Annotated in this window: 19 protein-coding genes; 10 read left to right on the forward strand and 9 right to left on the reverse strand. The window is 63.9% G+C overall.

The window, feature by feature from the left end; all coding sequences use genetic code 11:
• Positions 1-76 precede the first annotated feature (76 nt).
• The 5 genes from pyrF to dnaK all read right to left on the reverse strand — a co-directional run bounded on the left by pyrF (position 77) and on the right by dnaK (position 5,427).
• Complete coding sequence (gene pyrF / locus NKI08_RS19135; protein WP_352771448.1) at positions 77-790, reverse strand: orotidine-5'-phosphate decarboxylase; 714 nt, start codon at positions 788-790, stop codon at positions 77-79.
• Positions 787-1,383: an NADPH-dependent FMN reductase gene (locus NKI08_RS19140; protein WP_352771449.1), complete on the reverse strand. Its 597-nt coding sequence runs from the start codon at positions 1,381-1,383 to the stop codon at positions 787-789. Before NKI08_RS19140 ends, pyrF begins: the two co-directional genes overlap by 4 nt.
• Before the next feature lie 60 nt (positions 1,384-1,443).
• Positions 1,444-2,049, reverse strand: coding sequence for a phospholipid N-methyltransferase PmtA (pmtA, locus tag NKI08_RS19145; RefSeq protein ID WP_023679853.1), 606 nt, complete (start codon positions 2,047-2,049; stop codon positions 1,444-1,446).
• Positions 2,050-2,166: 117 nt separating this feature from the next.
• Complete coding sequence (gene dnaJ / locus NKI08_RS19150; protein WP_023679852.1) at positions 2,167-3,297, reverse strand: molecular chaperone DnaJ; 1,131 nt, start codon at positions 3,295-3,297, stop codon at positions 2,167-2,169.
• Positions 3,298-3,510: 213 nt separating this feature from the next.
• Complete coding sequence (dnaK, locus tag NKI08_RS19155; RefSeq protein ID WP_023679851.1) at positions 3,511-5,427, reverse strand: molecular chaperone DnaK; 1,917 nt, start codon at positions 5,425-5,427, stop codon at positions 3,511-3,513.
• 570 nt (positions 5,428-5,997) lie between these two features.
• Here dnaK and NKI08_RS19160 point away from each other — a divergent pair.
• The 4 genes from NKI08_RS19160 (at position 5,998) to NKI08_RS19175 (ending at position 14,103) form a co-directional block, all read left to right on the forward strand.
• Entirely contained in the window at positions 5,998-7,959 is a 1,962-nt protein-coding gene (locus NKI08_RS19160) for a hypothetical protein (RefSeq protein ID WP_352771451.1), read from the forward strand.
• 10 nt (positions 7,960-7,969) lie between these two features.
• Positions 7,970-11,641 (forward strand): DUF7929 domain-containing protein, encoded by a 3,672-nt coding sequence (locus NKI08_RS19165; RefSeq protein ID WP_352771453.1) that lies wholly within the window; start codon positions 7,970-7,972, stop codon positions 11,639-11,641.
• Positions 11,642-11,861: 220 nt separating this feature from the next.
• On the forward strand, positions 11,862-12,539 hold the full coding sequence (gene rpe, locus NKI08_RS19170; protein ID WP_352472804.1) for a ribulose-phosphate 3-epimerase: 678 nt from the start codon (positions 11,862-11,864) through the stop codon (positions 12,537-12,539).
• Positions 12,540-12,579: 40 nt separating this feature from the next.
• Positions 12,580-14,103: a malonate--CoA ligase gene (locus NKI08_RS19175; protein WP_352771455.1), complete on the forward strand. Its 1,524-nt coding sequence runs from the start codon at positions 12,580-12,582 to the stop codon at positions 14,101-14,103.
• A gap of 2 nt (positions 14,104-14,105) precedes the next feature.
• Here the strand turns inward: NKI08_RS19175 and nagA are convergent, their stop codons facing one another.
• The 4 genes from nagA to NKI08_RS19195 are packed head-to-tail and all read right to left on the reverse strand — an operon-like array spanning position 14,106 to position 17,963.
• Positions 14,106-15,278 carry an N-acetylglucosamine-6-phosphate deacetylase gene (gene nagA, locus NKI08_RS19180; RefSeq protein WP_352771457.1) on the reverse strand — a complete coding sequence of 391 codons (1,173 nt, stop codon included), beginning with the start codon at positions 15,276-15,278 and terminating at the stop codon, positions 14,106-14,108.
• The gene (locus tag NKI08_RS19185) at positions 15,275-16,306 is read right to left on the reverse strand and encodes an SIS domain-containing protein (protein ID WP_352771459.1); all 1,032 of its coding nucleotides are present in this window, start codon (positions 16,304-16,306) and stop codon (positions 15,275-15,277) included. The genes nagA and NKI08_RS19185 overlap by 4 nt, the downstream gene beginning before the upstream one ends.
• Positions 16,303-17,085, reverse strand: coding sequence for a GntR family transcriptional regulator (locus NKI08_RS19190; protein WP_352472800.1), 783 nt, complete (start codon positions 17,083-17,085; stop codon positions 16,303-16,305). Before NKI08_RS19190 ends, NKI08_RS19185 begins: the two co-directional genes overlap by 4 nt.
• Positions 17,082-17,963 (reverse strand): glucosamine kinase nucleotide-binding domain-containing protein, encoded by an 882-nt coding sequence (locus NKI08_RS19195; RefSeq protein ID WP_352771460.1) that lies wholly within the window; start codon positions 17,961-17,963, stop codon positions 17,082-17,084. Before NKI08_RS19195 ends, NKI08_RS19190 begins: the two co-directional genes overlap by 4 nt.
• A 199-nt stretch (positions 17,964-18,162) precedes the next feature.
• Between NKI08_RS19195 and NKI08_RS19200 the strand changes: the two genes are divergently transcribed.
• The 6 genes from NKI08_RS19200 (at position 18,163) to NKI08_RS19225 (ending at position 24,470) form a co-directional block, all read left to right on the forward strand.
• Entirely contained in the window at positions 18,163-19,122 is a 960-nt protein-coding gene (locus NKI08_RS19200) for an N-acetylmuramic acid 6-phosphate etherase (RefSeq protein WP_352771461.1), read from the forward strand.
• 2 nt (positions 19,123-19,124) lie between these two features.
• Positions 19,125-20,384 carry an ABC transporter substrate-binding protein gene (locus NKI08_RS19205; RefSeq protein WP_352449606.1) on the forward strand — a complete coding sequence of 420 codons (1,260 nt, stop codon included), beginning with the start codon at positions 19,125-19,127 and terminating at the stop codon, positions 20,382-20,384.
• Positions 20,385-20,622: 238 nt separating this feature from the next.
• Positions 20,623-21,546: a carbohydrate ABC transporter permease gene (locus tag NKI08_RS19210; RefSeq protein ID WP_023718922.1), complete on the forward strand. Its 924-nt coding sequence runs from the start codon at positions 20,623-20,625 to the stop codon at positions 21,544-21,546.
• A gap of 12 nt (positions 21,547-21,558) precedes the next feature.
• Entirely contained in the window at positions 21,559-22,398 is an 840-nt protein-coding gene (locus NKI08_RS19215) for a carbohydrate ABC transporter permease (protein ID WP_352771463.1), read from the forward strand.
• Complete coding sequence (locus tag NKI08_RS19220; protein WP_352771464.1) at positions 22,395-23,456, forward strand: Gfo/Idh/MocA family protein; 1,062 nt, start codon at positions 22,395-22,397, stop codon at positions 23,454-23,456. The genes NKI08_RS19215 and NKI08_RS19220 overlap by 4 nt, the downstream gene beginning before the upstream one ends.
• 15 nt (positions 23,457-23,471) lie before the next feature.
• Positions 23,472-24,470 (forward strand): ABC transporter ATP-binding protein, encoded by a 999-nt coding sequence (locus NKI08_RS19225; RefSeq protein ID WP_352749536.1) that lies wholly within the window; start codon positions 23,472-23,474, stop codon positions 24,468-24,470.
• The last annotated feature ends 109 nt before the right edge of the window (positions 24,471-24,579 follow it).

Genomic DNA, 24,579 nt, shown 5'->3' on the forward strand with positions numbered 1-24,579 from the left:
TACTTAAAGTACGTGAGCACCGGAAGCGGAGAAAACGCCGTCAGACGGCCGCCGGAGCAAGTTTCGGAATTGGTCCTCAGGCCGAGCGCATTTCATCGAGGATCGCTTCCGCCGCCGCCCGCCTGTCGGCCGCTCCGACGATCGGCCGGCCGATGACGAGATGGCTGGAGCCGTTGCGGATCGCCTGCGCCGGCGTCACCACCCGTTTCTGGTCGCCATGGTCGCTGCCCTTCGGCCGGATTCCCGGCGTCACCACGGCCAGGTCGGGGCCGACGATGCGGCGCACCGCCTCGGCTTCTTCGGCCGAGCAGACGATGCCGCCCATGCCGGCATGCAGCGCCTGCTCGGAGCGCCTCAGCACCAGTGTATGCGGATCATACTCATAGCCGGCGTCGATCACGTCCTGCTCGTCCATCGAGGTCAGCACGGTGACCCCGAGCAGGCAAAGGTCGCTGCCCCTGGCAGCCTCGACCGCCGCCTTCATCGTCTTCGGATAGGCATGGATGGTCAGCATGCTCATGCCCATCCTGGCGATGTTTTCGACGCCCTTGGCCACCGTGTTGTCGATGTCGAGCAGCTTCATGTCGAGAAAGATCCTGGTGCCGCCGCTGGCCAGCTCGCGGGCGAAGTCGAGCCCGCCGGCAAAGGCGAGCTGGTAACCGATCTTGTAGAAGGAGACGATCCCGTCGAGCTCGCGCACCGCGTTCTCGGCTTCCTTCAGCGTCGGCAGGTCGAGGCCGACGATCAGCCTTTCCTGCATCGTGTCGGCATGCGCGGCGTCCGGGATCATGCCTCGATCCGCGTCGACAGCATGCGCGAGGTTTCGATCAGCGTTCGGCATAGGTGCTCCATCGATTGGCGTAGTCTCTCGTCCCTGAACTTGCCCTCGTCGTCGAAGGCGTTGCCGCCCTCCGGCACCGAGCATTCCGGTGTCACCACCTCCATCCGGCAGCGTACCAGAACGGCGCGCAGATGGTTGATGCAGCGTATCCCGCCGAAGGGTCCGTTGGAAGACGAGCAGAGGCCGGCGACCTTGCCGGCAAGCGGCCTGAACGTCCGGCGGCCATCCTTGCGCAGCTGGCTAACCCAGTCGATGCTGTTCTTGAGCAACGGTGGAATGGAGCCGTTATATTCGGGCGTCGCGATCAGCAGCCCGTCATGGGCGGCGATCATCCGGCCAAGCTTGAAAGCATTGTCGGGAATGCCTTCTTCCTTTTCCAAATCCTGGTCGAGGATCGGCAACGGATAGTCGGCGAGCGAGATGCGGGTCACCTCCGCGCCCTGCATGGCAAGTTCCTTCTGGGCCACGTCGGCGGTCCTGCCGCTATAGGCGCCGCTGCGCACCGAACCGGCGACAACGAGAATTTTCGGGATCACGGCCATGGGTCTGCCTTGTCACCCGATGGGTATAAGACAAGTGCCATTCAAACCCAACGCTTCAATTCATGCGGCCCCGCGTCGGTAGATCCAAAGCTGCGTCGGCGGAATGTTGCGGATGACGAAATGGAAATGCTCGACCGTATAGTCGCCGCGGCCCGGCGGGATCGGCGACAGCGGCCCGTAAGTCAGCTGCACGATCGGCCGGCCCGCCGGGATGCGGTCGAGCAGGCTCTCGACATAGGCGATGCGCTGGGCGACAGGGAAATTGAGCAGCGGCACCCCCGATATCACGGAATCGAAGATCAGGTCGCGCTTGTCGCCAAGCGTCGCGTCGAGATTGAAGGCGTCGCCCTCGATGACGTTGACGCCTGGATAAAGCTGGCGCAGATGGCGCACGAAATCAGTGGAATATTCGACCGCGTAGAGATTCTCAGGCTTTATGCCCTGGGCGAGGATGGCGCGTGTGATGACGCCTGTACCGGGTCCGACCTCGAGCACCGGCAGGCCGGATGTCGGATCGACGATCGAGGCCATCTTGCCAGCGGTGATGGAACTGGTCGGGACGATCGAACCGACCGCCTTCGGCTTGTCGATCCAGCCCTTGAAGAACTTCAGCTCGTCGTCGAACTTTTCCGCCAGCGTCTTTCGCAGTCCGGGACTACGCGTCATTGAAAGTCCTCCTCAACGCTCCCTCGCATGCTACTTAGCAGTTACGAGGTGCAAGACAAGGCGAATCCCCGGATAAGGTGTTGATGACGCTCGGGAAGCGTTTTCCAGGGATCAGCTTCAGTGCTCGCCGAACGTTTCGAAAAAGTCTTTCATGCGGGCGAAAAATCCGCTCGACTGAGGCGAATTGTCCTTTGAGGAAAGCTGCTCGAATTCCTCCAGCAATTCGCGCTGACGGCGCGAAAGGTTCTGCGGCGTCTCAACCACGGTCTGGATGTAGAGGTCGCCGATATTGGGCTGGCGCAGCACAGGCATGCCCTTGCCCTTGAGGCGGAACTGGCGACCGTTCTGGGTGCCTTCCGGCACCTTCACCTTCGTCTGGGTACCGTCCAGTGTCGTCACCTCGAACGAGCCGCCAAGCGCTGCCGTCGTCATCGAGATCGGCACCTTGCAATAAAGATCGGCCCCGTCGCGCTGGAAGAATTCGTGCGGCTTGACCGCGAGGAAGATGTAGAGATCGCCCGACGGGCCGCCGCGCAGGCCGGCCTCGCCCTCATTGGCCAGCCGGATGCGGGTGCCATCCTCGATGCCGGCAGGGATGTTTACCGACAGCGAGCGCTCCTCGGTGACACGGCCCTGGCCGGCGCATTTCGGGCACGGATCCTTGATGGTCTGGCCGCGCCCCTGGCATTGCGGGCAGGTGCGCTCGATCGAGAAGAAGCCTTGCGTGGCGCGCACCTTGCCGTGGCCGTTGCACATCGAGCAGGTGACGGGCTGGGTGCCAGGCTTGGCGCCGCTGCCCGAGCATTCCGAGCAGGAAATCGAGGCTGGCACCCGAATCTGCGCGGTCTTGCCGGAAAATGCCTCTTCCAGCGTAATTTCCATATTGTAGCGCAGGTCGGCGCCGCGCTCGCGGCCGCCGGACGAGCGGCGCTGGCGCCCGCCCATCATGTCGCCGAAAATGTCTTCGAAAATGTCGGCGAAGCCGCCGGCGCCAAAGCCTTGCGCCCCGCCATTCATACCGCCGTGCTCGAAGGCGGCGTGGCCGAAGCGATCATAGGCGGCGCGCTTCTGCGGGTCCTTCAGTGTCTCGTAGGCTTCGTTGATTTCCTTGAACTTGTGCTCGCAGGCATGGTCGCCTGGGTTGCGGTCGGGATGGAACTGCATGGCGAGCTTGCGAAAAGCGCTCTTGAGCTCCTTCTCGTCGGCGCCCTTTTGCACGCCTAGCGTTTCGTAAAAATCAGCTTTCATGTTTTCCCGCAGTCCGGATAGTCAACGTCTTGAAGCATCGTTGCGTCGTTTGCCGGCACGCTGTTCCGATTTAGGTGTGATGGAGGCGCGATGCCAGTGTCTACGAGGCTTTGTCCGCATTTTTTCGGGCAGCGCAGCGTTTTTCCGGCAAAGGGTTGCAAAAAAGCCCGGCTGTGCGCCGGGCTTTCTCCCTTACCTGTACCGTCAGGCGGTTCAGGCCGACTTCTTCTTCTCGTCGTCTTCGTCGATTTCCTCGAAGTCGGCATCGACGACGTCACTGTCCTTGGCGGCATCAGCCTTGGCGTCGGCCTCGGCGGCTTCCTTCTGTGAAGCCTCGTACATGGCCTGGCCGAGCTTCATCGAGACTTCGGCGAGCGTCTGCGTCTTGGCCTCGATCTCGGTCACATCGTCGCCTTCGGCAGCGGTCTTCAGCGCCGCGATCGCATCGGCAATCGCCGTGCGGTCGGCCTCGGAAACCTTCTCGCCGTATTCCTTCAGAGACTTCTCCGAGGAATGCACCAGCGCCTCGGCCTGGTTGCGGGCCTCGACCAGCGCGCGCCGCTTCTTGTCGGCTTCGGCATTGGCCTCGGCGTCCTTGACCATCTTCTCAATGTCGGCGTCCGAAAGGCCGCCGGACGCCTGGATGCGGATCTGGTGCTCCTTGCCGGTGCCCTTGTCCTTGGCCGAGACGTTGACGATGCCGTTGGCGTCGATGTCGAAGGTGACCTCGATCTGCGGCACGCCGCGCGGCGCAGGCGGGATGCCGACCAGATCGAACTGGCCGAGCGCCTTGTTGTCGGCGGCCATTTCACGCTCGCCCTGGAAGACGCGGATGGTCACCGCCGACTGCGAATCCTCGGCCGTGGAGAACACCTGGCTCTTCTTTGTCGGAATCGTCGTGTTGCGTTCGATCAGCCGCGTGAACACGCCGCCCAGCGTCTCGATGCCGAGCGACAACGGCGTCACGTCGAGCAGCAGCACGTCCTTGACGTCGCCCTGCAGCACGCCGGCCTGGATAGCGGCGCCCAACGCGACGACCTCATCCGGGTTGACGCCCTTGTGCGGCTCCTTGCCGAAGAACTGCTTCACGATCTCCTGGATCTTGGGCATACGGGTCATGCCGCCGACCAGGACGACTTCGTCGATTTCGCCGGCCTTCAGGCCGGCATCCTTGAGTGCCGCCTTGCAAGGATCGATCGTGCGCTGGACGAGATCCTCGACCAGGCTCTCGAACTTCGCCCGCGTCAGCTTCAGCGTCAGGTGCTTGGGGCCGGTGGCATCGGCGGTGATGAAGGGCAGGTTGATCTCGGTCTGCGTGGTGGACGACAGCTCGATCTTGGCCTTTTCAGCCGCTTCCTTGAGGCGCTGAAGGGCGAGCTTGTCGTTCCGCAGGTCGATGCCCTGTTCCTTCTTGAACTCGGCCGCCAGATATTCGACCAGACGCATGTCGAAATCCTCGCCCCCGAGGAAGGTGTCGCCATTGGTCGACTTCACCTCGAACACGCCGTCGCCGATTTCGAGCACCGAAATATCGAACGTGCCGCCGCCAAGGTCATAGACGGCAATCGTCTTGCCTTCCTTCTTGTCCAGTCCATAGGCAAGTGCTGCCGCCGTCGGCTCGTTGATGATGCGCAGCACTTCGAGGCCGGCGATCTTGCCGGCATCCTTGGTCGCCTGGCGCTGGGCGTCGTTGAAATAGGCCGGAACGGTGATGACTGCCTTCTCGACCTTCTCGCCGAGATAGGCCTCCGCCGTTTCCTTCATCTTCTGCAGGATCATCGCCGAGATCTGGCTAGGCGACTGCTTCTTGCCGCCGGCCTCGACCCAGGCGTCGCCATTGTCGCCCTTGACGATCTTGTAGGGGACAAGCTTCTTGTCCTTCTCCGTCACCGGATCGTCGTAGCGGCGGCCGATCAGGCGCTTGACCGCGAAAATGGTGTTCTCAGGATTGGTAACCGCCTGGCGCTTGGCCGGCTGGCCGACGAGGCGCTCGCCGTCGCTGTTGATGGCGACGATGGAAGGGGTCGTGCGGGCGCCTTCCGCATTCTCGATCACCTTGGATTCCTTGCCGTCCATGATGGCGACACAGGAGTTGGTTGTTCCCAGATCGATACCGATTACTTTTGCCATTTCTCTAATCTCTCCGCTAAGCAGGCTCTCAGGACCCGTACAGGCGTTCCGACGAAAGCCCCTGTTCACAAGAAATTCCGCTCCGGCAACCGGCATTCGGCGCTGGACGGCTTGGCGCGTATATAAGAACAGGCTGCGTGGCGCGCAAGCATTCTGCGCAAGGCGTTCACCATTCATCGCGGTTGATCGGATTCGGGACCGGCAGGCCCGTATTTTCGGCGGTGATCCAGCCGGCCCGGCCCCCGGCCCATGAACCTTTCCGCCTCGCCCCGCGACTGACGCTCAGGTGCCGCGTGGTGCGGCCCCGGAAAGGAAAGCCCCATGACCACAGATCCAGAGGCTCCACGGTCTCCGGGAACAGCAGGAGCTCAGCGCGACCATCGCCTTCGGGACCGGGTCGATGCGCTGGGCTTTTCGCCGGTTCCGTTGACCCTGCGCGGACGCAGGCGTATCGTGACGTTGAGGAAAGCAGACAATTCGATCAGGGACGAACGTGCCGGAACGCCGCGCCTTGCCCTGATTTGCGCGCCGGGACCGGATGTTTCTCCCATGACCTGTGGGGGGAGATCCATGTCTTGCGACCACGGCGCGTTCGTGCGCTCTCGTGCCGGCCGTTTGCGCCGCGCCATCCAGGCTGCCAGCGGATTGTCGATCCTGGCGCTCGCCGCTGGGCTCTGGCTCGGTGGCTCGGCCCAGGCTCAGGAAACCCGGATCATCTATCCCGGCTCGATGGCAGTGACCGGATTCTCCGGCACCATCATTCCAAATTTCGAGGAAGGCCTGCCGCCGGGCGTCGATCCCGTCGACGAAACCTTCATCGACACGGCGCGCGCGACCTTGCGCATCTTCGACGTCTCAAGGCTGGGCGGGCCGGCGTCTGGCCAATTGGTCTTCACCCCGCCACCGTTCGAGGTCACAGCCGGGCAAATCGGCCAGGTGTTCGGCATCACCTACGACGACGGCGTGCGCGACGGCGTTCCATCGGCCATTCCAAACCTCTATGCCGGCGCCACGTCGCTGCACGGCATCCGCATAGTCACGCCAGACGGCGATGCCGACGGCCGGCCGGAGCGGCAGCGCCGCGGCACGGCTGACGCTGTCTTCATGGACGGCCAGTTCGGCACCGAAAACGGCGGCGGCCCCGGAACGATCTGGAAGATCGATGGCATCACCGGCGCCGTCTCGAAATTCGCCGATATCGACGCCAATAGCGGTCCCGGCATCGGCGACGTCACGTTCGACAATATCCACCGCCAGTTCTTCGCCAGCGATCTCGACACCGGCCTCATCCACCGCATCGACGCCAATGGCGCGCTGCTCGACACGTTCGACCACGGCATAGCCGGCCGCCCGGCGCACGGGCTTGCCGCCCTTGCCGACGACGGCTCGGTGATGGACATCCAGGGTGGTGCCTTCGACAGCGAGGACCCCGACAGCTGGGGCTACACGCAGGACGAGCGCCGCGTCTGGTCGGTCGCCTATCGTGGCGGCCGGCTCTATTATTCGGTCGGTGATAAGGCGGAGATCTGGTCGGTGGGCGTTGCCGGCGACGGCAGTTTCGCCGGCGACCCGCGCTGGGAACTGACGGTCAAGGCCGACAAGGATTACGCGGTCACCGACATCGCCTTCGACAACGAAGGCTTCATGTACCTGGCCCAGCGCGGCCCGGTGGAGAACCGCTACGACTACAGCCAGTTCGCCGATTCCGGCAAGGGTGAGGTCATCCGCTACTGGCGCGAAAATCCGGACGATCCGGCGACGGAATCGGCCTGGGTGGAAGTGCCGCAGGAATATGCGGTCGGCTTCCCGCAAAACAACCGACAGTCGGCCGGCGGCCTCGACCTGCAATATGGCTACGATGCCGAAGGCAATCTCGATACCGGCGTCTGCACCGACACGCTGGTCGATACCGGCGACAAGTTGCGCGACAACCCGGAGCTTGCCGAACAACTCGCAGCCGGCGGGCCGCTCGCCGTGCACGGCGTGCAAATCACGCCGACGGCACTGGTCAAGCCGGCCAACATGCCGCCTTTCGGCTCGTGGTTCGTCGACTTCGACAATTATTTCGAAGACCCGGAAGTCGAAGGCCATGTCGGCGACGTCGAGGTCTGGCGCCCCTGCGAAGGCCGTGCCGGCTATTACGAGCAGGTGCCGGGCGGCTATCTGCCACCGTTCTATCCGCCGGACTTTCCGCCCCCCGGCAATCTGCCTCCTTGCCTCGATGTCGAGGATGTCAGGTATTTCTGCACGCCCTCCGGCCTCGAGGCCGATCTCTATCTCCATGACCATGCCGGCTTTGGCGGCGATTCGATCAAGGCTCTGTCCAGGACGCCTGGCGTTGGGGTGACTTCACCTCTGTCGCATGCGCCCGGCGCGCCATACACGATCGGCATCACCGGCCATTACCCTGGCGATACGGTCGATGTCGGGCTCTGCTTCTACAGGCAGTCCGATAGCGACAAGGGTGGCTACTATCCTTGCTGCAAGATGACCTTGCCGCTCAGAACCCCAGCCGTCAGCTGCGAGCCGTGAGGAGGGGAAGATGAGCAATCTCGCATTTTTCCCGCCTGCGACAAGCAGCCAGTCAACCGGCAAACAATCATTCGTCATGGAGACCATCGTGAAACCCCTGTCACTCGCCAGGCGCGGCGCGCGCTGGCTGATGGCGGCCGGTATCGCGGTCGCCATGCTGAGCCCGCTGCAAGGCTTCGCTGAAGACCTTGCTCCGGCCAAGACCAAGCCTGCCGATGCGGGCACTGTCATTCCCGATACCAAGCTCGATTTTGACAATCCTCGCATCGTCAATCCGGAGCCGGGCCGGATCGTGCCCTTCTTCACCAAGAAAGGCACCCAGAGAGGCTGCGACTATGTCGTATACTCGCTGAGCTTTGGCTTGCGCGGCAATCCGCAGGGTTTTGCCAGCCCGGACCTCGCCGCCATGCTGAAAAAGGTCAGGCTCGATTTCAGGGACCAGCTCCCGCACGGCCTGCGCATCGTCGGCGTGCATGTGACCGGCGACGGCACCGATGCGTCCGGCGGACCGCTGCCCGCTGCTGCGATCAGCAGTTCGGCTACACCGGACGATACCGCGACGGTACCCGATTTCCGGATTTCCGCCAGCGATCTCGACGGCATCGGCGCTGCGAACGAGCGCGTCGTCACGTTCCAGATCACCGCCAAGATTGACCATGCGGCGTTTCCGTCGCCGACGACCGTTCACAACCAGGGCGTGGTCAAGGTCAGCCGCGAACGCGGCGCCGGCATCGAAATCCTGTCGCAGGATCCGGGCAAGCCGGACGACGGCAATTATCTCACGGGTGCAAAGGCGTCGATCAAGATCGACGTCACCAGGTGCAACCCGCCGCCTCCACCTCCCGGCAAGGAATGCTTCAAGGTGGAGCGCGGCACGGTCGATTGCGTGCCCGGCGGCGGCGCCTTCATCTACCACATGCCGGTCGGCCCGGAGATGGCTGGCAAATGGGTGCAGCTTTCGACGACGACACCCGGCATCACCATCATTCCCGACACGCAATTGGTGCCGGCGGGCGGCGGTGTGCTCAATTGGAAGATCGTCGGCGCTTCACCCGGCGACGTCATCCACATCATCGTCACCGGTGTCGAAACCTATGCCGGCCCGAGGGAGGGGTGGGGCCTGTGCTGTACGCAGACTGTCGATATCGTCATCCCGCGTGATCAGCGCTGCCCACCGAAGGACAAGGAACCGGATCTGAAAGTCGAAAAGCGCGCCGACGTGCAACGTTGCACGGTGGGTGGCGGCTGCGACTTCACCATCAGGGTCACCAATGTCGGCGATGCACCCTACCACGGCAAGATCGTGCTCAACGAAGTCACCCTGCCGGCTGGCTCCACCCTCGATTCAGGGCCGAACCCGCCTTGGGTCTGCGCGCCTGGAACCACCCCGATGATTTGCACTCATCCGGTGACCACGCTCAATCCGGGTGCCTCTGTCGACCTCAAGCTCGGCTTCAAGCCGGCCGCAGGCTGGCGAGGCAGCGCCTTGCGCAACTGCGCCACTTACAATTACGGCGCCAGCGGCAAGCCGCTTTTCGGCAGCCAGCAAAACGATCGCGGCTGTGCTTCGATCCCGGTCTGCCGGCGTGGCGATCGTGACCGCAACTGCCGGCCGCCGGTGGAGAAGAAGGTCGACCTGATCCTGAAGAAGCGCGCCCGCACCGAATTCTGTTCGGCCGATGGCGTCTGCACCTTCGTGGTCGACATAATCAACAATGGCAGCGTCCCCTATAATGGGCCGCTGACGGTCGTCGATACCTATCCGGGCGGCGTGCCGGCATCCTCGACCTTCGGCCCGACGCCGCCATGGACATGCGGACCGAACGGCCCCGGCCAGTTCCGCTGCGACAATGCCGGCATCGTGCTGTTGCCTGGCGCCTCGACGCCGATCTTCGTCAGGGCGGTGATGCCGGCCAACTACCGGCCCGACAGTGTCGAGAACTGCGCCGAGGTGAAAGCTATTCCCGGTGAGAACGACATCACCAACAACAGGGCCTGCGCCAAGGAACGCATCCGTCATCCGAATGCCGGCCAGCCGGCCCTGCGCATCACCAAGGTTTGCAATGGTTCGCTGGCCGGTGCTGCGGTCGTTTCCTGCCGCATTACCGTCATCAGTCTCGGCACCACTGCCCCGACCGGTCCGGTACGGGTCAACGATGCCGCGACGCTGATAGCCGGCGGAGCGCCGGTCCAGATCCAGACCGTCACCCCAGACGGCGCGGAATGGGCTTGCGGACCGGTTCCGGCCAATGCGCTGTCGTGCCAGATTCCCGGCGCCGTCATGACGCCTGGAACCAGCCGCCATTTCGACGTGACGGTTGCCGCGAACGGCGAATTCGAGAACTGCGCACGCGGCTCCTACGGCCCGGCTCCGGGAGACGACATCGTCTATCCGATCGGCCAGGCCTGCGCCAAGGGCAGCGGCGCCTCGACCATCCGCGTCGAGAAGACCGGTGATGCCGAGTGCAAGCCCGGCCAGCCCTGCTCGTTCGAGATCGCCATCACGAACGATGGCGCGAGCGCCTTCTCCGGTCCGGTTCGCCTCGGCGATGCGATCGGCGTCGAAGGCCTCGGCCGGCTGGAAGGCGTTGCGATCACCTCGATCGATCCGCCCTTCGGCTGCTTGCCGGAGCCGGCAATCTTGCCTCTGTCCTGCATCGCCCAACTCACGCTCGGCGCCGGGGAAAGCCACGTGCACACAGTGACCGTGACTATTCCCGACGACGGCCGTCTGGCCAATCTGCAGGGCATTGTCAACGGCCAGAACTGCGTCGGCGTGCTGTCTCCGAACACGCCGGTGCAAGGCGGTGGCGACGTGCTGTCCCGCGGTGCGGCCGACGTGCAGGGCGATCGCGGCAAGGCCTATGCCTGCCATCCCTTCACCATCAGGAATGAGGTGAAGAAGGAATGCTCGCAAGGCTTCGTCATGAACGACGCCGGCAACTGCGTCTGCCCGCCCGGCACGACCTTCCGCAATGGCCAATGCTCGTCCGGGGGCGGCACAGTCATCGTGCCGAAGCCAAAACCTTGCGTTCTGCTCAAAGGCCAGATCCGTACCGAAGACGGACGCTGCGTCTGTCCGCGCGGAACCGAGCTGGAGAACGGCGCTTGCGTGGGCAGCAAGCCGCAGCCCGAGCAGTGCACCATCCGTGGCCAGATCCACGACGCTGCCGGCGATTGCGTCTGCCCGCGGGGCACCGAAGTCAAAGGCAATGCCTGCCGGCCAATCCAGCCGAAACCCGAGCAGTGCACCATTCGGGGCCAGATCCATAACGCCGCTGGCGATTGCGTCTGCCCGCGGGGTATGGAAGTCAGGGGCAATGCCTGCCGGCCAATCCAGCCGAAGCCGGAGCAGTGCACCATCCGCGGGCAGATCCACGACGCCGGAGGCGATTGCGTCTGCCCGAAAGGCACGGAAGTGCAAGGCAATGCCTGCAGGCGCAAGAAGCCTGTTGTGGTGGAGTGCTCGATACCTGGTCAGATCCACAACAAGCGTGGCGTCTGCGTCTGCCCGCGTGGGACAGAGCTGCGCGACGGCGCCTGCCGCAAACCGCGGCTGGAGTGCGCACCGGGCGCGCGGCCGATTAATGGCCAGTGCCAGCCGATCCGCAAACCGAGCCTGCTGCTGAATCCAGATGTTCTTCAGCAGCTGCCAAGGCGCAAGCCGCAGCTCGAGCAATAGGATCGCACGCGAACTTCAAAACGGTGATCATTCGATCAAGAAAACCCCGCCGGAGCGATCCGGCGGGTTTTTCTTTGGCTGGCAGATGAAAGAGCAGCGAAAACCTGAAGCCGTGGCATCAGCGGAAGGACAAACCGGCTTCCACTTTCCGGACTCGACTCATGGTCTAGGCAGGCGATACAGAGGGGCCGTAAACCGAGGCGTTCGGGGAGACCGCGTCATGAGCAAAAAAACCCTGATCGCGCCATCGGTGCTGGCTTCCGATTTCTCGAAGCTCGGCGACGAGGTCGAGGCGGTGGCGGCCGCCGGCGCCGACTGGATCCATCTCGACGTCATGGACGGGCATTTCGTCCCCAACATCACCTTCGGGCCGCCGGTGATCAAGGCGATCCGCAACCGCACCAAGGCTTTCTTCGACTGCCATCTGATGATCGCCCCCGCCGACCCCTATCTGGCCGCCTTCGCTGAGGCCGGGTGCGACGGCATCACGGTGCACGCCGAAGCCGGGCCACATCTCGACCGGTCGCTGCAAACGGTCAAAAACCTTGGCAAGAAGGCCGGCGTGTCACTCAACCCCGCGACACCGGAGACGATGATCGAATACGTGCTCGACCGGCTCGATCTTATCCTGATCATGACGGTCAATCCGGGCTTCGGCGGCCAGGCCTTCATTCCGGCGATCGTAGACAAGGTGAAGCGGGTGAAGGCGCTGATCGGTGACAGGCCGATCCGGATCGAGATCGACGGCGGCATTTCGCCGGAAACTGCGCCCCTGGTCACCGCCGCCGGCGCCAGCGTGCTGGTCGCCGGTGCGGCCATTTTCAAGGGCGGCAGCGTCGCAGCCTATCGGGCAAACATCGAGGCAATCAGGGCAGCGGCGGACAAGGCGGCCGGCTGACCGCCGCCGTTCGGCCGGAGACAGCCGCTCGGGGGGACTTTTGAGCAACCATCTGTTCGATACTTTCCGTGCCCGGATGCCCACGCCCGGACGCCTGTTGATGGAGGCAGAGGACGGGCGCTCGATCAGCTATGGCGAAATGCTGGCGCGCTCCGCTCAACTGGCACATGTGCTGTCGCAGCTGGGCGTCGAAGCCGGCGACCGCGTCGCCGTTCAGGTCGAGAAGAGCCCGGAGGCCATTTTCCTCTATCTCGCCTGTCTGCGTGCCGGCGCGATCTTCCTGCCGCTCAACACCGCCTATACGCTGACCGAGCTCGACTATTTCTTCAGGGATGCCGAGCCGCGACTGATCGTCTGCGACCCGGCGCGAGTGACCGAGATCGGCGCTTTGGCGCAGACCTCGGGCGCTGCGGTCGCGACACTCGGCAGCAAGGGCGAGGGTTCGTTGACCGATCGGGCCTCTGAGGCGGCCATGGACTTCCACGACGTGGCGCGCGGACCGGACGACCTTGCTGCGATCCTCTACACATCCGGCACCACCGGCCGTTCGAAAGGCGCCATGCTCAGCCACGAAAACCTCGCCTCCAATGCGCGGGTGCTGGTCGACCTCTGGCGCTTCACTGCCGCAGACGTGCTGATTCACGCGCTGCCGGTTTTCCATACGCATGGCCTTTTCGTCGCCACCAATGTCGTCCTGATGGCCGGCGCCTCGATGCTGTTCGAAACCAAATTCGACCCGGCCCGCATCGTCTCGCTGCTGCCGCGCGCCACCGTGCTGATGGGCGTGCCGACATTCTACGTCCGCCTGCTGCAGCAGGACGGTTTGAACCGGCAAGCGGCGAAAAACATCCGCCTGTTCATTTCCGGCTCGGCGCCGCTTTTGGCCGAGACGCACAGAGCCTGGCGAGAGCGCACCGGCCACGCCATCCTCGAGCGCTACGGCATGACCGAGACCAACATGAACACGTCGAATCCTTATGATGGCGAGCGGCGTGCCGGCACGGTCGGGTTTCCCCTGCCCGGCGTCTCCCTGCGCATCACCGACCCCGAGAGCGGCGAAACACTTGCCAAGGGCGATGTCGGCATGATCGAGGTGAGGGGTCCCAATGTCTTTTGCGGCTACTGGCGCATGCCGGAAAAGACCAAAGCGGAGTTCCGTGACGACGGTTTCTTCATCACCGGCGATCTCGGACTGATCGATGCTGACGGCTATGTCCACATCGTCGGCCGCGGCAAGGACCTGATCATTTCCGGGGGCTACAATATCTATCCAAAGGAAGTCGAGAGCGAGATCGACGCGCTGCCTGGCGTCGCCGAAAGCGCTGTCATCGGCGTTGCCCATCCGGATTTCGGCGAAGGCGTCACCGCTGTCGTGGTGAGGGCGCCGGGCTCGACCATCAGCGCCGCAGGGATCGTCGAGGCCATCGCCGGGCACCTCGCCAGGTACAAGCATCCGAAACGGGTGATCTTCGTCGACGAACTGCCGCGCAACACGATGGGCAAGGTGCAGAAGAACCTGCTGCGCGAAGCCTACAAGGACCTCTATACGTCCAAAGCCGGCTAACCCTAACGAGCAGGGCTGCCTGCAAAAACCCTGGCACCATCGATCCAGACGCTTTTAATGTCCAGATCGTCCGACAGCGAAACGATGTTGGCCGCGGTACCGTTGGCGAAGCGCCCGAGCCGGTGCGACTGGCCGATCGCCTGCGCCGGATAGAGCGAGGCCATGCGCAAGGTTTCGTCGAGGTCGAGGCCGACGACGCGGTGCATGAAGCGCACTGCGGAAATCATGTCGAGGTCCGCGCCCGCCAACGTGCCGTCGGCAAGTGTCAGCCTGCCATCCTTGCGGTGGATGGTGCGGCCGTTCAGCGTGAACGAGGTCATGTCGGTGCCGATCGTCGCCATGGCATCGGTAACGAGCAGGATCTTGCCCGGCCCCTGCTTGGCGCGCAAGGCGATGGCCATGGTGGCCGGATCGACATGGATACCGTCGGCGATGATGCCGGCATAGAATGTGCCTGTATCGATTGCGGCGCCCGCCAGCCCCGGCTCGCGATTGCCGATCTGGCTCATCGCATTGAACAGATGGGTGACCACCGTTGCGCCGGCCTCGGCAAAGGCGCGAGCCGTGGCATAGCCGGTATCGGAATGGCCGATGCTGACGACAATGCCGGCCTTGCTAAGCGCCGACACCTGGCTGGCCTCGACGGATTCGGGCGCCACCGTCGTCAGCAGCACGGGCAGGTCTTTCCGTGCGGCGATCAGCATCGTCTGGTCGGAGTCTAGCATCGGCCGGATCAAAGCCGGGTCATGTGCGCCCTTGCGGGCGATCGACAGATGCGGCCCTTCGAGGTGCAGGCCCAGGAACCCCGGCACCTTCCTCCGTGCCGCCTCGGCTCCGGCCGCAGCCGCCGCGGCGGTGATCTCGGACGTGTCGGTGATCAGCGTCGGCAACAGCGCCGCCGTGCCGAAGGGTGCGTGCGCCCGGCAGATGGTCTCGATCGAGGCGACGTCCGGATGGTCGTTGAGCATGACGCCGCCGCCGCCATTGACCTGCAGATCGACGAAGCCAGGCGCCAGCATGCCGCCGCCGGTCTCGATACGCGCAACATCGGATGGAATGGCACCGGCGGCAACAATGGCCTCGACGAGGCCGTCGCGCACGACAAGCGCCGCATTGTCGTGCCAGTCCTCGCCATCGAAAATCCGGGCGCCAGTCAGGGCAAAACGGTCGCTCATAGGGTTTCCGTTACCTTGCGCAGATTGGGCGGCGTGTCGGGGTCGAGGCCGCGATGGCGGGCAAAAGCCTCGACGAAACCATAGAACGACACGATCAGCGTCAGCGGGTCGGTCAGCGGATGACCGGTTGCGACATGCGGCAGGCGCTGAGCGCTCTTTGCCTTGTTCGACGTCACAAAGACGGCAGCGCCCTTGCCGGCCAGGCTGTCGGCGGCATCGGCCACCGATGGCTCGGACGCATCGCGAGCAGCCAGCGCCAGCACCGGGAAACCGGGACCGACCAGCGCCAGCGGGCCGTGCATGACCTCGGCGGCACTATAGGCTTCCGCATGCATGGCGCAGGTTTCCTTGAATTTCAGCGCCGCCTCGTTGGCGATCGCCGCCGACGGGCCGCGGCCGAGAATGAACAGCGACTTTTGCGTCTTCAGCGCCCCGGCCAGCGCCATCCAGTCGCAGGCGATCGCCTTGCGAAAATGCTCCGGCAAGCGCGCGAGCGCCACCAGGAGTTTCTCGTCGCCGGTGCAATGCGCCATCAAGGCGAGTCCTGCGACGGCTGAATTGACGAAGGTCTTCGTCGCCGCGACGCTGCGCTCCGGTCCGGCCAGGATGTCGATCGCGTAGTCCGAAGCCCGCGCCAGCGGCGAATCGGCGGTGTTGGTGATGGCGACGATCAGCGAACCGCCGGTCCTCGCCGCTTGCGCCATTGCAACGATGTCCGGGCTCTTGCCGGACTGCGAGATCGCCAGGCAGGCCGAGCCGCCCAGCTTCAGCTTGGCGCCATAGATCGAGGCGATCGACGGGCCGACCGATGCAACCGCCAGCCCGGCGGTCAACTCCACGGCATATTTCATGAAGGTCGCGGCATGGTCGGACGAGCCGCGCGCCACGGTGACGACGAAATTCGGGTCGCGCTCGCGAATGCCGCGTCCAGCTTCCGTCAGCACCGCGGCCGAGCCATCGAGCAGACGGGCGGTGGCCTCCGGGATCTCCTCGATCTCGCGCCGCATATGGGTCGTTGTCGCGGTCATGGCCGGCCCTCTTCGCCCGGCCCGCTCAGCCGGAGTTCGGCGACAAAATCATAGGCGTCGCCCCTGTAGATGGAGCGGGTAAACTCGATCACCTTGCCGCTCGCCAGATAGGAGATACGCTCGATGTGCAGGCCGGCAATGCCCGGCGGTACTTCCAGCAGCTGTGCGTCGCTATCGCCGAGATTGGTGGCGGAAATGCGCTGCACCGCCCGCACCGGCCTGTTGCCGGTCTTTTCCAACGCGGCGTAGAGCGACGAACCAATCGCCGCCGGATCGGGCAGCACGCTTGTCGATAGCGAGGCGCGCTCGATCGCCAGCGGCGTGTCGTTGGCGATACGAAGGCGCGCCACGCGCGCCACCAATTCGTTCGACGCCAGGCCGAGCACCATCATCTCGTCGGGCGACGGCGGATAGAGGCCGCGGTCGAGCCAAGCCGAACGCACCGCCATGCCGCGCCGTGCCATGTCCTCGGTAAACGAGGTCAGCATCGACAGCGACTGCTCGACGCGCTCCATACGTGGCGCAACGAAGGTACCGGAACCATGGCGCTGGACGAGGATGCCGCCCTTGACCAGGTCCTGCACCGCCTTGCGCACGGTGACGCGCGAAATGTCGGCCTTGCTAGCGATGTCGCGCTCGGAAGGCAGCGCATCGCCAGGTCCGATCAGCCCGCGTTTGACGGCATCCTCGATACTCTTCCTGAGCTGCAGATAGAGCGGCGCGCCACTCTGCGACGATTGTTTCAGCGCCGCGAATATCTGGTCGGCGGCCTCACTCATCGAGCTGCCTCCGCCGTGTTTGCGAAAATCCGAGCCGCCATCTGAACCGCGCCGCCCAGCGCGTCGTCCAGCGGCGGTTTCAGCAGCGCCCGGTAGCGGGCCGACAGGCGCGGCGCGTAAAGCGGCGCCAACCCGCCGAGCAGGCAGAGCGGATCGCCGCCGCCCAGGTCGAGCACGCCAAGCGCTGCTTCGACATCGGCGACCGCCTTGTCGAGGATCCAGATAGCGACGACGTCGCCTTTTTCGGCATGTTCGAACACCTTGGGCGCGAAGCCGCCGAAATCGCCGGGCTTGGCGTTGGTGGTGAATTCGACCAGATCCTCGGGATTGTTGCGGAAGATGGCGAGCATGGTCTCCGTCAGCGGTGATCCCTGGCGGATGCCGTCATAGGCGAGCAGCGTCTGCTCGAGCAGGTCGCGGCCGATACGGGCGCCGCTGCCCTGGTCGCCGACCTGGAACCCCCAGCCGCCGATGGCGCGCGACTTGCCTTGTTTGCGTGCCATATAGGCGGTGCCCGTGCCGAGGATGGCCATGGCGCCGTCGCCGGAGCCAACCGCGCCTTCCAGCGCGATCTCGGCGTCGGTCTCGACACGGCTGATGCGAAACGGCAGGATCGCTTCGAGCTGCTGCCGGTAGGTGCCGACATTGGCGCCGGCAAGACCGAGAACGGCCGGAGTTTGCGGGATCAGTGCGGGATCCCTGCCCGCGGCGACAAAGGCCTGCTGCGCTGCGTCGACGATGTTCGTCCTGGCGCCGGTGAGATCGGTTCGGATGTTGGCGGCACCGCTTTTGGCGCGGCCGAGGACGATGCCGTCGGCCGTTGCAAGAGCCGCCCTGCAGCTGGTGCCGCCGCCATCGATGCCGAGCACGAATTTCACGCGATTTCTCCTCCGGGCGGATAATACCAATAAAATACCAATAGCCAAGGATTAATTTCCGTTTCAAAAAAGTTAAGGCGTAGTTTGTTGGAAAATCAGCCAATTTCGTTCGCAAGCCTGCACTGCCGCAAGGATTTCATTAATGCGTGTGGACAAGTGGTATTTTTTTGGTATGGTTTTCTCGATTGGAGGAAAGCGGATGGCCGAAACGCGCACCGAAGCGCTTCACCAGAATGCCGAGGGACTGGATATCCAGGCCCCGGAAGCCGTCCTTTCCTCTTTGGCCAACGCACAGATCGAGGCCGCCAAGGCCGTGCACGGCGCCATTCCTGCCATTGCCGCGGCAGCCGAAATCATCGCAAGCAGACTGAAAAGCGGCGGCAAGCTCGCCTATGCGGCTGCCGGCAGTTCGGGCCTGATGGCACTGGCCGACGCGCTTGAGCTGCCGGGCACTTTCGGCATCCAACGCGACCGCATCGCCATCCTGATCGCCGGCGGCGACGAGGCCTTCAAGACACTGGCCGGCGGGCCGGAGGACGACACCGAGGAAGCTTCGGCAGCAGTTGCCGCCGCCCGCATCGGCAAGGGCGACTGCCTGATCGCCGTCTCGGCCAGCGGCTCGACACCTTATGCAGTCAGGGCGATCGAGGACGCCAGGCGCCGCGGTGCGGCGACCATTGCCATCGCCAACAACAGGGATGCGCCGCTGTTGCGGCTGGCCGACATCGCCATCATGCTCGAAACGCCGCCGGAGCTGATTGCCGGCTCAACGCGCATGGGCGCAGGCACCGCCCAGAAGATCGCGCTCAACATGCTGTCGACGCTCGCCGCCATCCATCTCGGCCATGTCCATGACGGCTACATGGTCAACCTCATGGCCGACAACATCAAGCTGCGCGACCGCGCCGCACGCATCGTCGCCGCCGTCAGCGGGCGCGACAAGGACGAGGCGGCGCGCCTGCTCGAAAGGAGCGGCGGCGTCGTCAAGACCGCTATTCTGCTCGCCGCCGGCGCCGCCAGCGCCGATGCAGCCGAGAAGATATTGGAAGGGACTGGCCACAAGCTGCGGCCGGCCCTTTCCGCGATCGAGGGGAGCAAGGGGCGCAATGCCTCTGTTCTCATCAAAACCGAACCTGAAAAAGGTCAACAGGGAGACTGAGCATGACAACGAAGCTACTGACGGCACTTCTTCTCGGCACCAGCATTCTCGGCTCCGCCGGGGTGGCTTATGCCGACGACGTAACGCTCAACATCGAAAGCTGGCGCGGCGACGACCTTGCCATCTGGAAGGACAAGCTGATCCCGGCCTTCGAAGCCAAGAACCCGGGCATCAAGGTGGTGTTCGCGCCGTCGGCGCCAACCGAATATGACGCCGCCCTCGGCGCCAAGCTTGCCGCCGGCTCGGCCGGCGACCTGATCACCTGCCGCCCGTTCGACAAGTCGCTGGAACTCTTCAAGAAGGGCAACCTCGCCGACATCTCGACCCTGCCCGGCATGGAGAACTTCTCCGACGTCGCCAAGGCTGCCTGGCAGACCGACGACGGCAAGTCGAGTTTCTGCGTGCCGATGGCCTCCGTCATCCATGGCTTCATCTACAACAAGGACGCCTTCGACAAGCTCGGCATCAAGGTGCCGGAGACGCGCGACGAATTCTTCGCCGCGCTCGACAAGATCAAGGCCGACGGCACCTACATCCCGATGGCGATGGGCACCAAGGATCTCTGGGAAGCGGCGACCATGGGCTACCAGAACATCGGCCCGAACTACTGGAAGGGCGAGGAAGGCCGCCTGGCGCTGATCAAGGGCGAGCAGAAGCTGACCGATCCGCAGTGGGTCGAGCCCTTCAAGGAACTGGCCAAGTGGAAGGACTATCTCGGCGACGGCTTCGAGGCGCAGACCTATCCGGACAGCCAGAACCTGTTCACGCTCGGTCGCGCCGCCATCTACCCGGCCGGCTCGTGGGAGATCGGCCTGTTCAACACGCAGGCGCAGTTCAAGATGGGCGCCTTCCCGCCGCCGGTGCAGAAGGCCGGCGACACCTGCTACATCTCCGACCACACCGACATCGGCATGGGCCTCAATGCGGCCTCGAAGAACGCGGATGCGGCCAAGACCTTCCTGTCCTGGGTGGCCTCGCCGGATTTCGCCACCATCTATGCCAACGCGCTGCCGGGCTTCTTCAGCCTGAACAACACCCCGGTGAAGATGGAAGACCCGCTGGCCCAGGAATTCGTCTCCTGGCGCGGCAAGTGCAAGTCGACGATCCGCTCGACTTACCAGATCCTGTCGCGCGGCACGCCGAACCTCGAAAACGAGACGTGGGTTGAATCGGCCAACGTCATCAACGGCACCGACACGCCGGAAGCTGCCGCCAAGAAGCTGCAGGACGGCCTCGACAGCTGGTACAAGCCGGCGAAGTAAGAGCGCGGCGAAGCGTTGTCTCCCCCCTCGAGGGGGAGATGTCGCCGAAGGCGACAGAGGGGGTCGGTCGAGGCAGGCTGCGGCTTGATCGCTGCTGGAAAGCACGGTCGAACGACGATGGCGCTGCCTCTGCCGACCCCACCCGCCTCGCTTTGCGAGGCACCCTCCCCTCGAGGGGGAGGGAGGCGCCGCGCCCTTTGGCGGCAATAGCAAGACCTGATCGGCGGGGACCGAACGCATGGCCGCAGCACCGAAAAGACCGTTCCGTTGGCATATCGGCGTTTTCCTGGCGCCGGCGCTGCTGGTCTATACGGCGATCATGATCCTGCCGCTGGCCGGCACGCTGCAGCTGTCGCTGTTCCGCAACATCAACCAGTCGCAGGTCTTCGTCGGACTGGAAAATTTCCGCATGCTGTTCGGTGATCCAAACTGGTCGGTCAATTTCTGGAACGCGCTCAGGAACAATGTCTGGTTCTTCATCATCCACATGCTGGTGCAGAACCCGATCGGCGTCCTTTTGGCCGCACTTCTGTCCAGCCCCAGGCTACGGTTTTCCGCCTTCTACCGCACGGCGATCTTCGTGCCGACGATCCTGTCTTTCGTCATCGTCGGCTTCGCCTGGAAGCTGATCCTGTCGCCGCTATGGGGCGTGGCGCCGCATATGATGGACCTTGTCGGCCTGAAAAGCCTGTTCACGCCCTGGCTCGGCAAGGCGCAATATGCGCTGACCGCGCTCAGCCTGATCTCGGTGTGGCAGTTCGTCGGCATCCCGATGATGCTGATCTATGCGGCACTGCTGTCCATTCCCGAAGAGGTGATCGAAGCGGCCGAATGCGACGGCATCACTGGGATGGCGCAGTTCTGGAAGATCAAGCTGCCGCTCATCCTGCCGTCGATCGGCATCATCTCGATCCTGACCTTCGTCGGCAACTTCAACGCTTTCGACCTGATCTACACCGCGCAAGGCGCGCTGGCCGGGCCGAATTATTCAACGGATATTCTCGGCACCTTCCTCTACCGCGCCTTCTTCGGTTTCCAGCTGCAGGTCGGCGATCCCAACATGGGCGCGGCGATCGCCACGATGATGTTCCTGATCATCCTCGGCGGCGTCTGCGTCTATCTATTCCTCGTACAGACGCGCTTGCGTCGCTACCAGTTTTAGGGGAGCGCGACCATGAGCACCGCAACCCGCTCGCTGCCCCGCACCATCGGCGCGCATGCGATCCTTCTGACCTACACGGCGATCGCGCTGTTTCCGGTAATCATCGTTATCGTCAACTCATTCAAGTCGCGCGCCGCCATCTTCGGTGCGCCGCTGGCGCCGCCGACGCCAGGGACCTTCGACCTGATCGGCTACACCACGGTGATCGGCCAGGGCGATTTCATCCACTATTTCCAGAACAGCCTTGTCGTCACCGTCGCCTCGCTGTTCTTCGTGCTTTTGTTCGGCGCCATGGCGGCTTTCTCGCTGTCGGAATACCGCTTCCGCGGCAATTCGCTGATGGGGCTCTATCTGGCGCTCGGCATCATGATCCCGATCCGCCTTGGCACCGTCGCCATCCTGCAATTGATGGTGGCGAGCGGGCTGGTCAACACGCTGACGGCGCTGATCCTGGTCTACACGGCGCAGGGCCTGCCGCTTGCCGTCTTCATCCTGTCGGAATTCATGAAGCAGGTCTCGGACGATCTGAAGAATGCGGGCAGGATCGACGGCCTGTCCGAATACACCATCTTCTTCCGCCTGGTGCTGCCGCTGGTGCGCCCATCGATGGCGACGGTCGCGGTCTTCACCATGATCCCGATCTGGAACGATCTGTGGTTCCCGCTGATCCTGGCGCCGTCGGAGGAGACCAAGACAGTGACGCTCGGCGCGCAATTGTTCCTCGGCCAGTTCGTCACCAACTGGAACGCCATCCTGGCGGCACTTTCGCTGGCGATCATGCCGGTGCTGATCCTCTACGTCATCTTCTCGCGGCAGCTGATCCGCGGCATCACTTCGGGAGCGGTCAAGTGAATTCGCAAACACCCCTTCGCGTCGTCGTCGCCGGCCTCGGCAATATGGGGCGCAGCCATGCGCTGGCCTATCACACCAATCCGGGATTCCAGATCGCCGCACTGGTCAACCGCTCCGACGTGCCGCTGCCGGAAGGGCTTTCGACCTACGCCACCCGGCGTTCCTTCGACGAGGCGCTACGCGACGAAAAGCCCGATGTCGCCTGCATCGCCACCTATTCCGACAGCCATGCCGACTATGCGGTCAAAGCATTCGAGGCCGGCTGCCATGTCTTCGTCGAAAAGCCGCTGGCAACCACCGTCGCCGATGCAAAGCGCGTGGTCGCGGCAGCCAAGGCCAACGGCAAAAAACTGGTGATCGGCTACATCCTGCGCCATCACCCGTCCTGGATCCGGCTGATCGCCGAGGCGCGGAAGCTCGGCGGCCCTTACGTGTTCCGCATGAACCTCAACCAGCAATCCTCCGGCCATAGCTGGGAGACGCACAAGCAGCTGATGCAGACGACATCGCCGATCGTCGATTGCGGCGTGCATTATCTCGACGTGATGCTGCAGATCACCGACGCCAGGCCGGTCGAGGTGCGCGGCATGGGGCTGAGGCTGAGCGACGAGATCGCGCCGTCGATGTACAATTACGGTCATCTGCAGGTGCTGTTCGACGACGGTTCGGTCGGCTGGTACGAGGCCGGCTGGGGGCCGATGATTTCGGAGACGGCTTTCTTCGTGAAAGACGTGATCTCGCCCAATGGCTGCGTGTCGATCGTCATGAAGGAGGGTGTCAGGTCCGACGACATCGACACCCACACCAAGACCTCGACCATCCGCCTGCACAGTGCGGCGACCGGAGCCGACGGCAAATTCGCCAAACCGGACGAGATGCTGTCGATGCAAGGCGAGCCCGGCCATCAGGACCTCTGCGACCTGGAACAGGCGTTTGTGCTGAAGGCGGTCCGCGAGGATCTGGACTTGACCCGTCACATGGACGACGCGGTGAAGTCGCTCGCCGTCTGCCTTGCCGCAGACGAGAGCGTGCGCAGCGGCCTCGCCGTGAAACTCTAGAACAGGGACGAAGCCGTGGGCTCGCTGAACATCGAAAATGTGAAGAAGGCCTTTGGGCCGGTCGAGGTGCTGAAGGGCATCAACCTCGAGGTGACGGATGGCGAGTTCGTCGTCTTCGTCGGTCCATCCGGCTGCGGAAAGTCGACGCTGCTCAGGGTCATTGCCGGGCTGGAGGACTCGACCTCGGGCCGCGTGGTGATCGACGGGGCGGACGTCTCCGCCACCCCGCCGGCTAAACGCGGCATCGCCATGGTGTTCCAGACGTATGCGCTCTATCCGCATCTGACGGTGAAGAACAACATGGGCCTCGGCCTCAAGCAGGCGGGCACACCGGCGGCCGAGATCGACCGCCGCATCGGCATCGCCTCGTCGATGCTGTCGCTGGAGCCCTACCTAGAGAGGCGGCCGGCCGAGCTTTCCGGCGGTCAGCGCCAGCGCGTCGCCATCGGCCGCGCCGTGGTGCGCGAGCCCAAGCTTTTTCTGTTCGACGAGCCGCTGTCCAACCTCGATGCCGCGCTGCGCGTCAACACCAGGCTGGAGATCGCGCAATTGCATCGCCGGCTGAAGGCCACGATGATCTATGTCACCCACGACCAGGTCGAGGCGATGACGCTGGCCGACAAGATCGTCGTGCTGAACGCGGGAAAGATCGAGCAGATCGGCGGACCGATGGAGCTTTACAATTCGCCGGCAAATGAATTCGTCGCCGGCTTCATCGGCTCACCGAAGATGAATTTCGTCGACGGCGCCAGGCTTGGCGAGACGGCCAAGACCATCGGCGTCCGTCCCGAACATCTGACCGTCGATCCCAAATCCGGCGCCTGGAAAGGCACGGTCGTCCATGCCGAGCACCTTGGCGCCGACACCAACCTCTATCTCGACTGCGAGAAGGCCGGCTTGATCACAGTGCGCATCTTCGGCGTCTATAACGCTGAACCGGGTGCCACGCTCTATGCGACGCCGGATCCGGCAAAGACATACCGGTTTGGAGCCGATGGGAAGGTGCTGAAGTAGCGCAGGCGCCGACTCCCCTTCTCCCCTTGTGGGAGAAGGTGGCCGAGCGAAGCTCGGTTGGATGAGGGGTGTTGGACGGATCGCTACGCTGAAGGCGTAAGTGCCTAAA

Source organism: Mesorhizobium sp. M0768 (assembly GCF_040320195.1).
Taxonomy (GTDB): Bacteria; Pseudomonadota; Alphaproteobacteria; order Rhizobiales; family Rhizobiaceae; genus Mesorhizobium.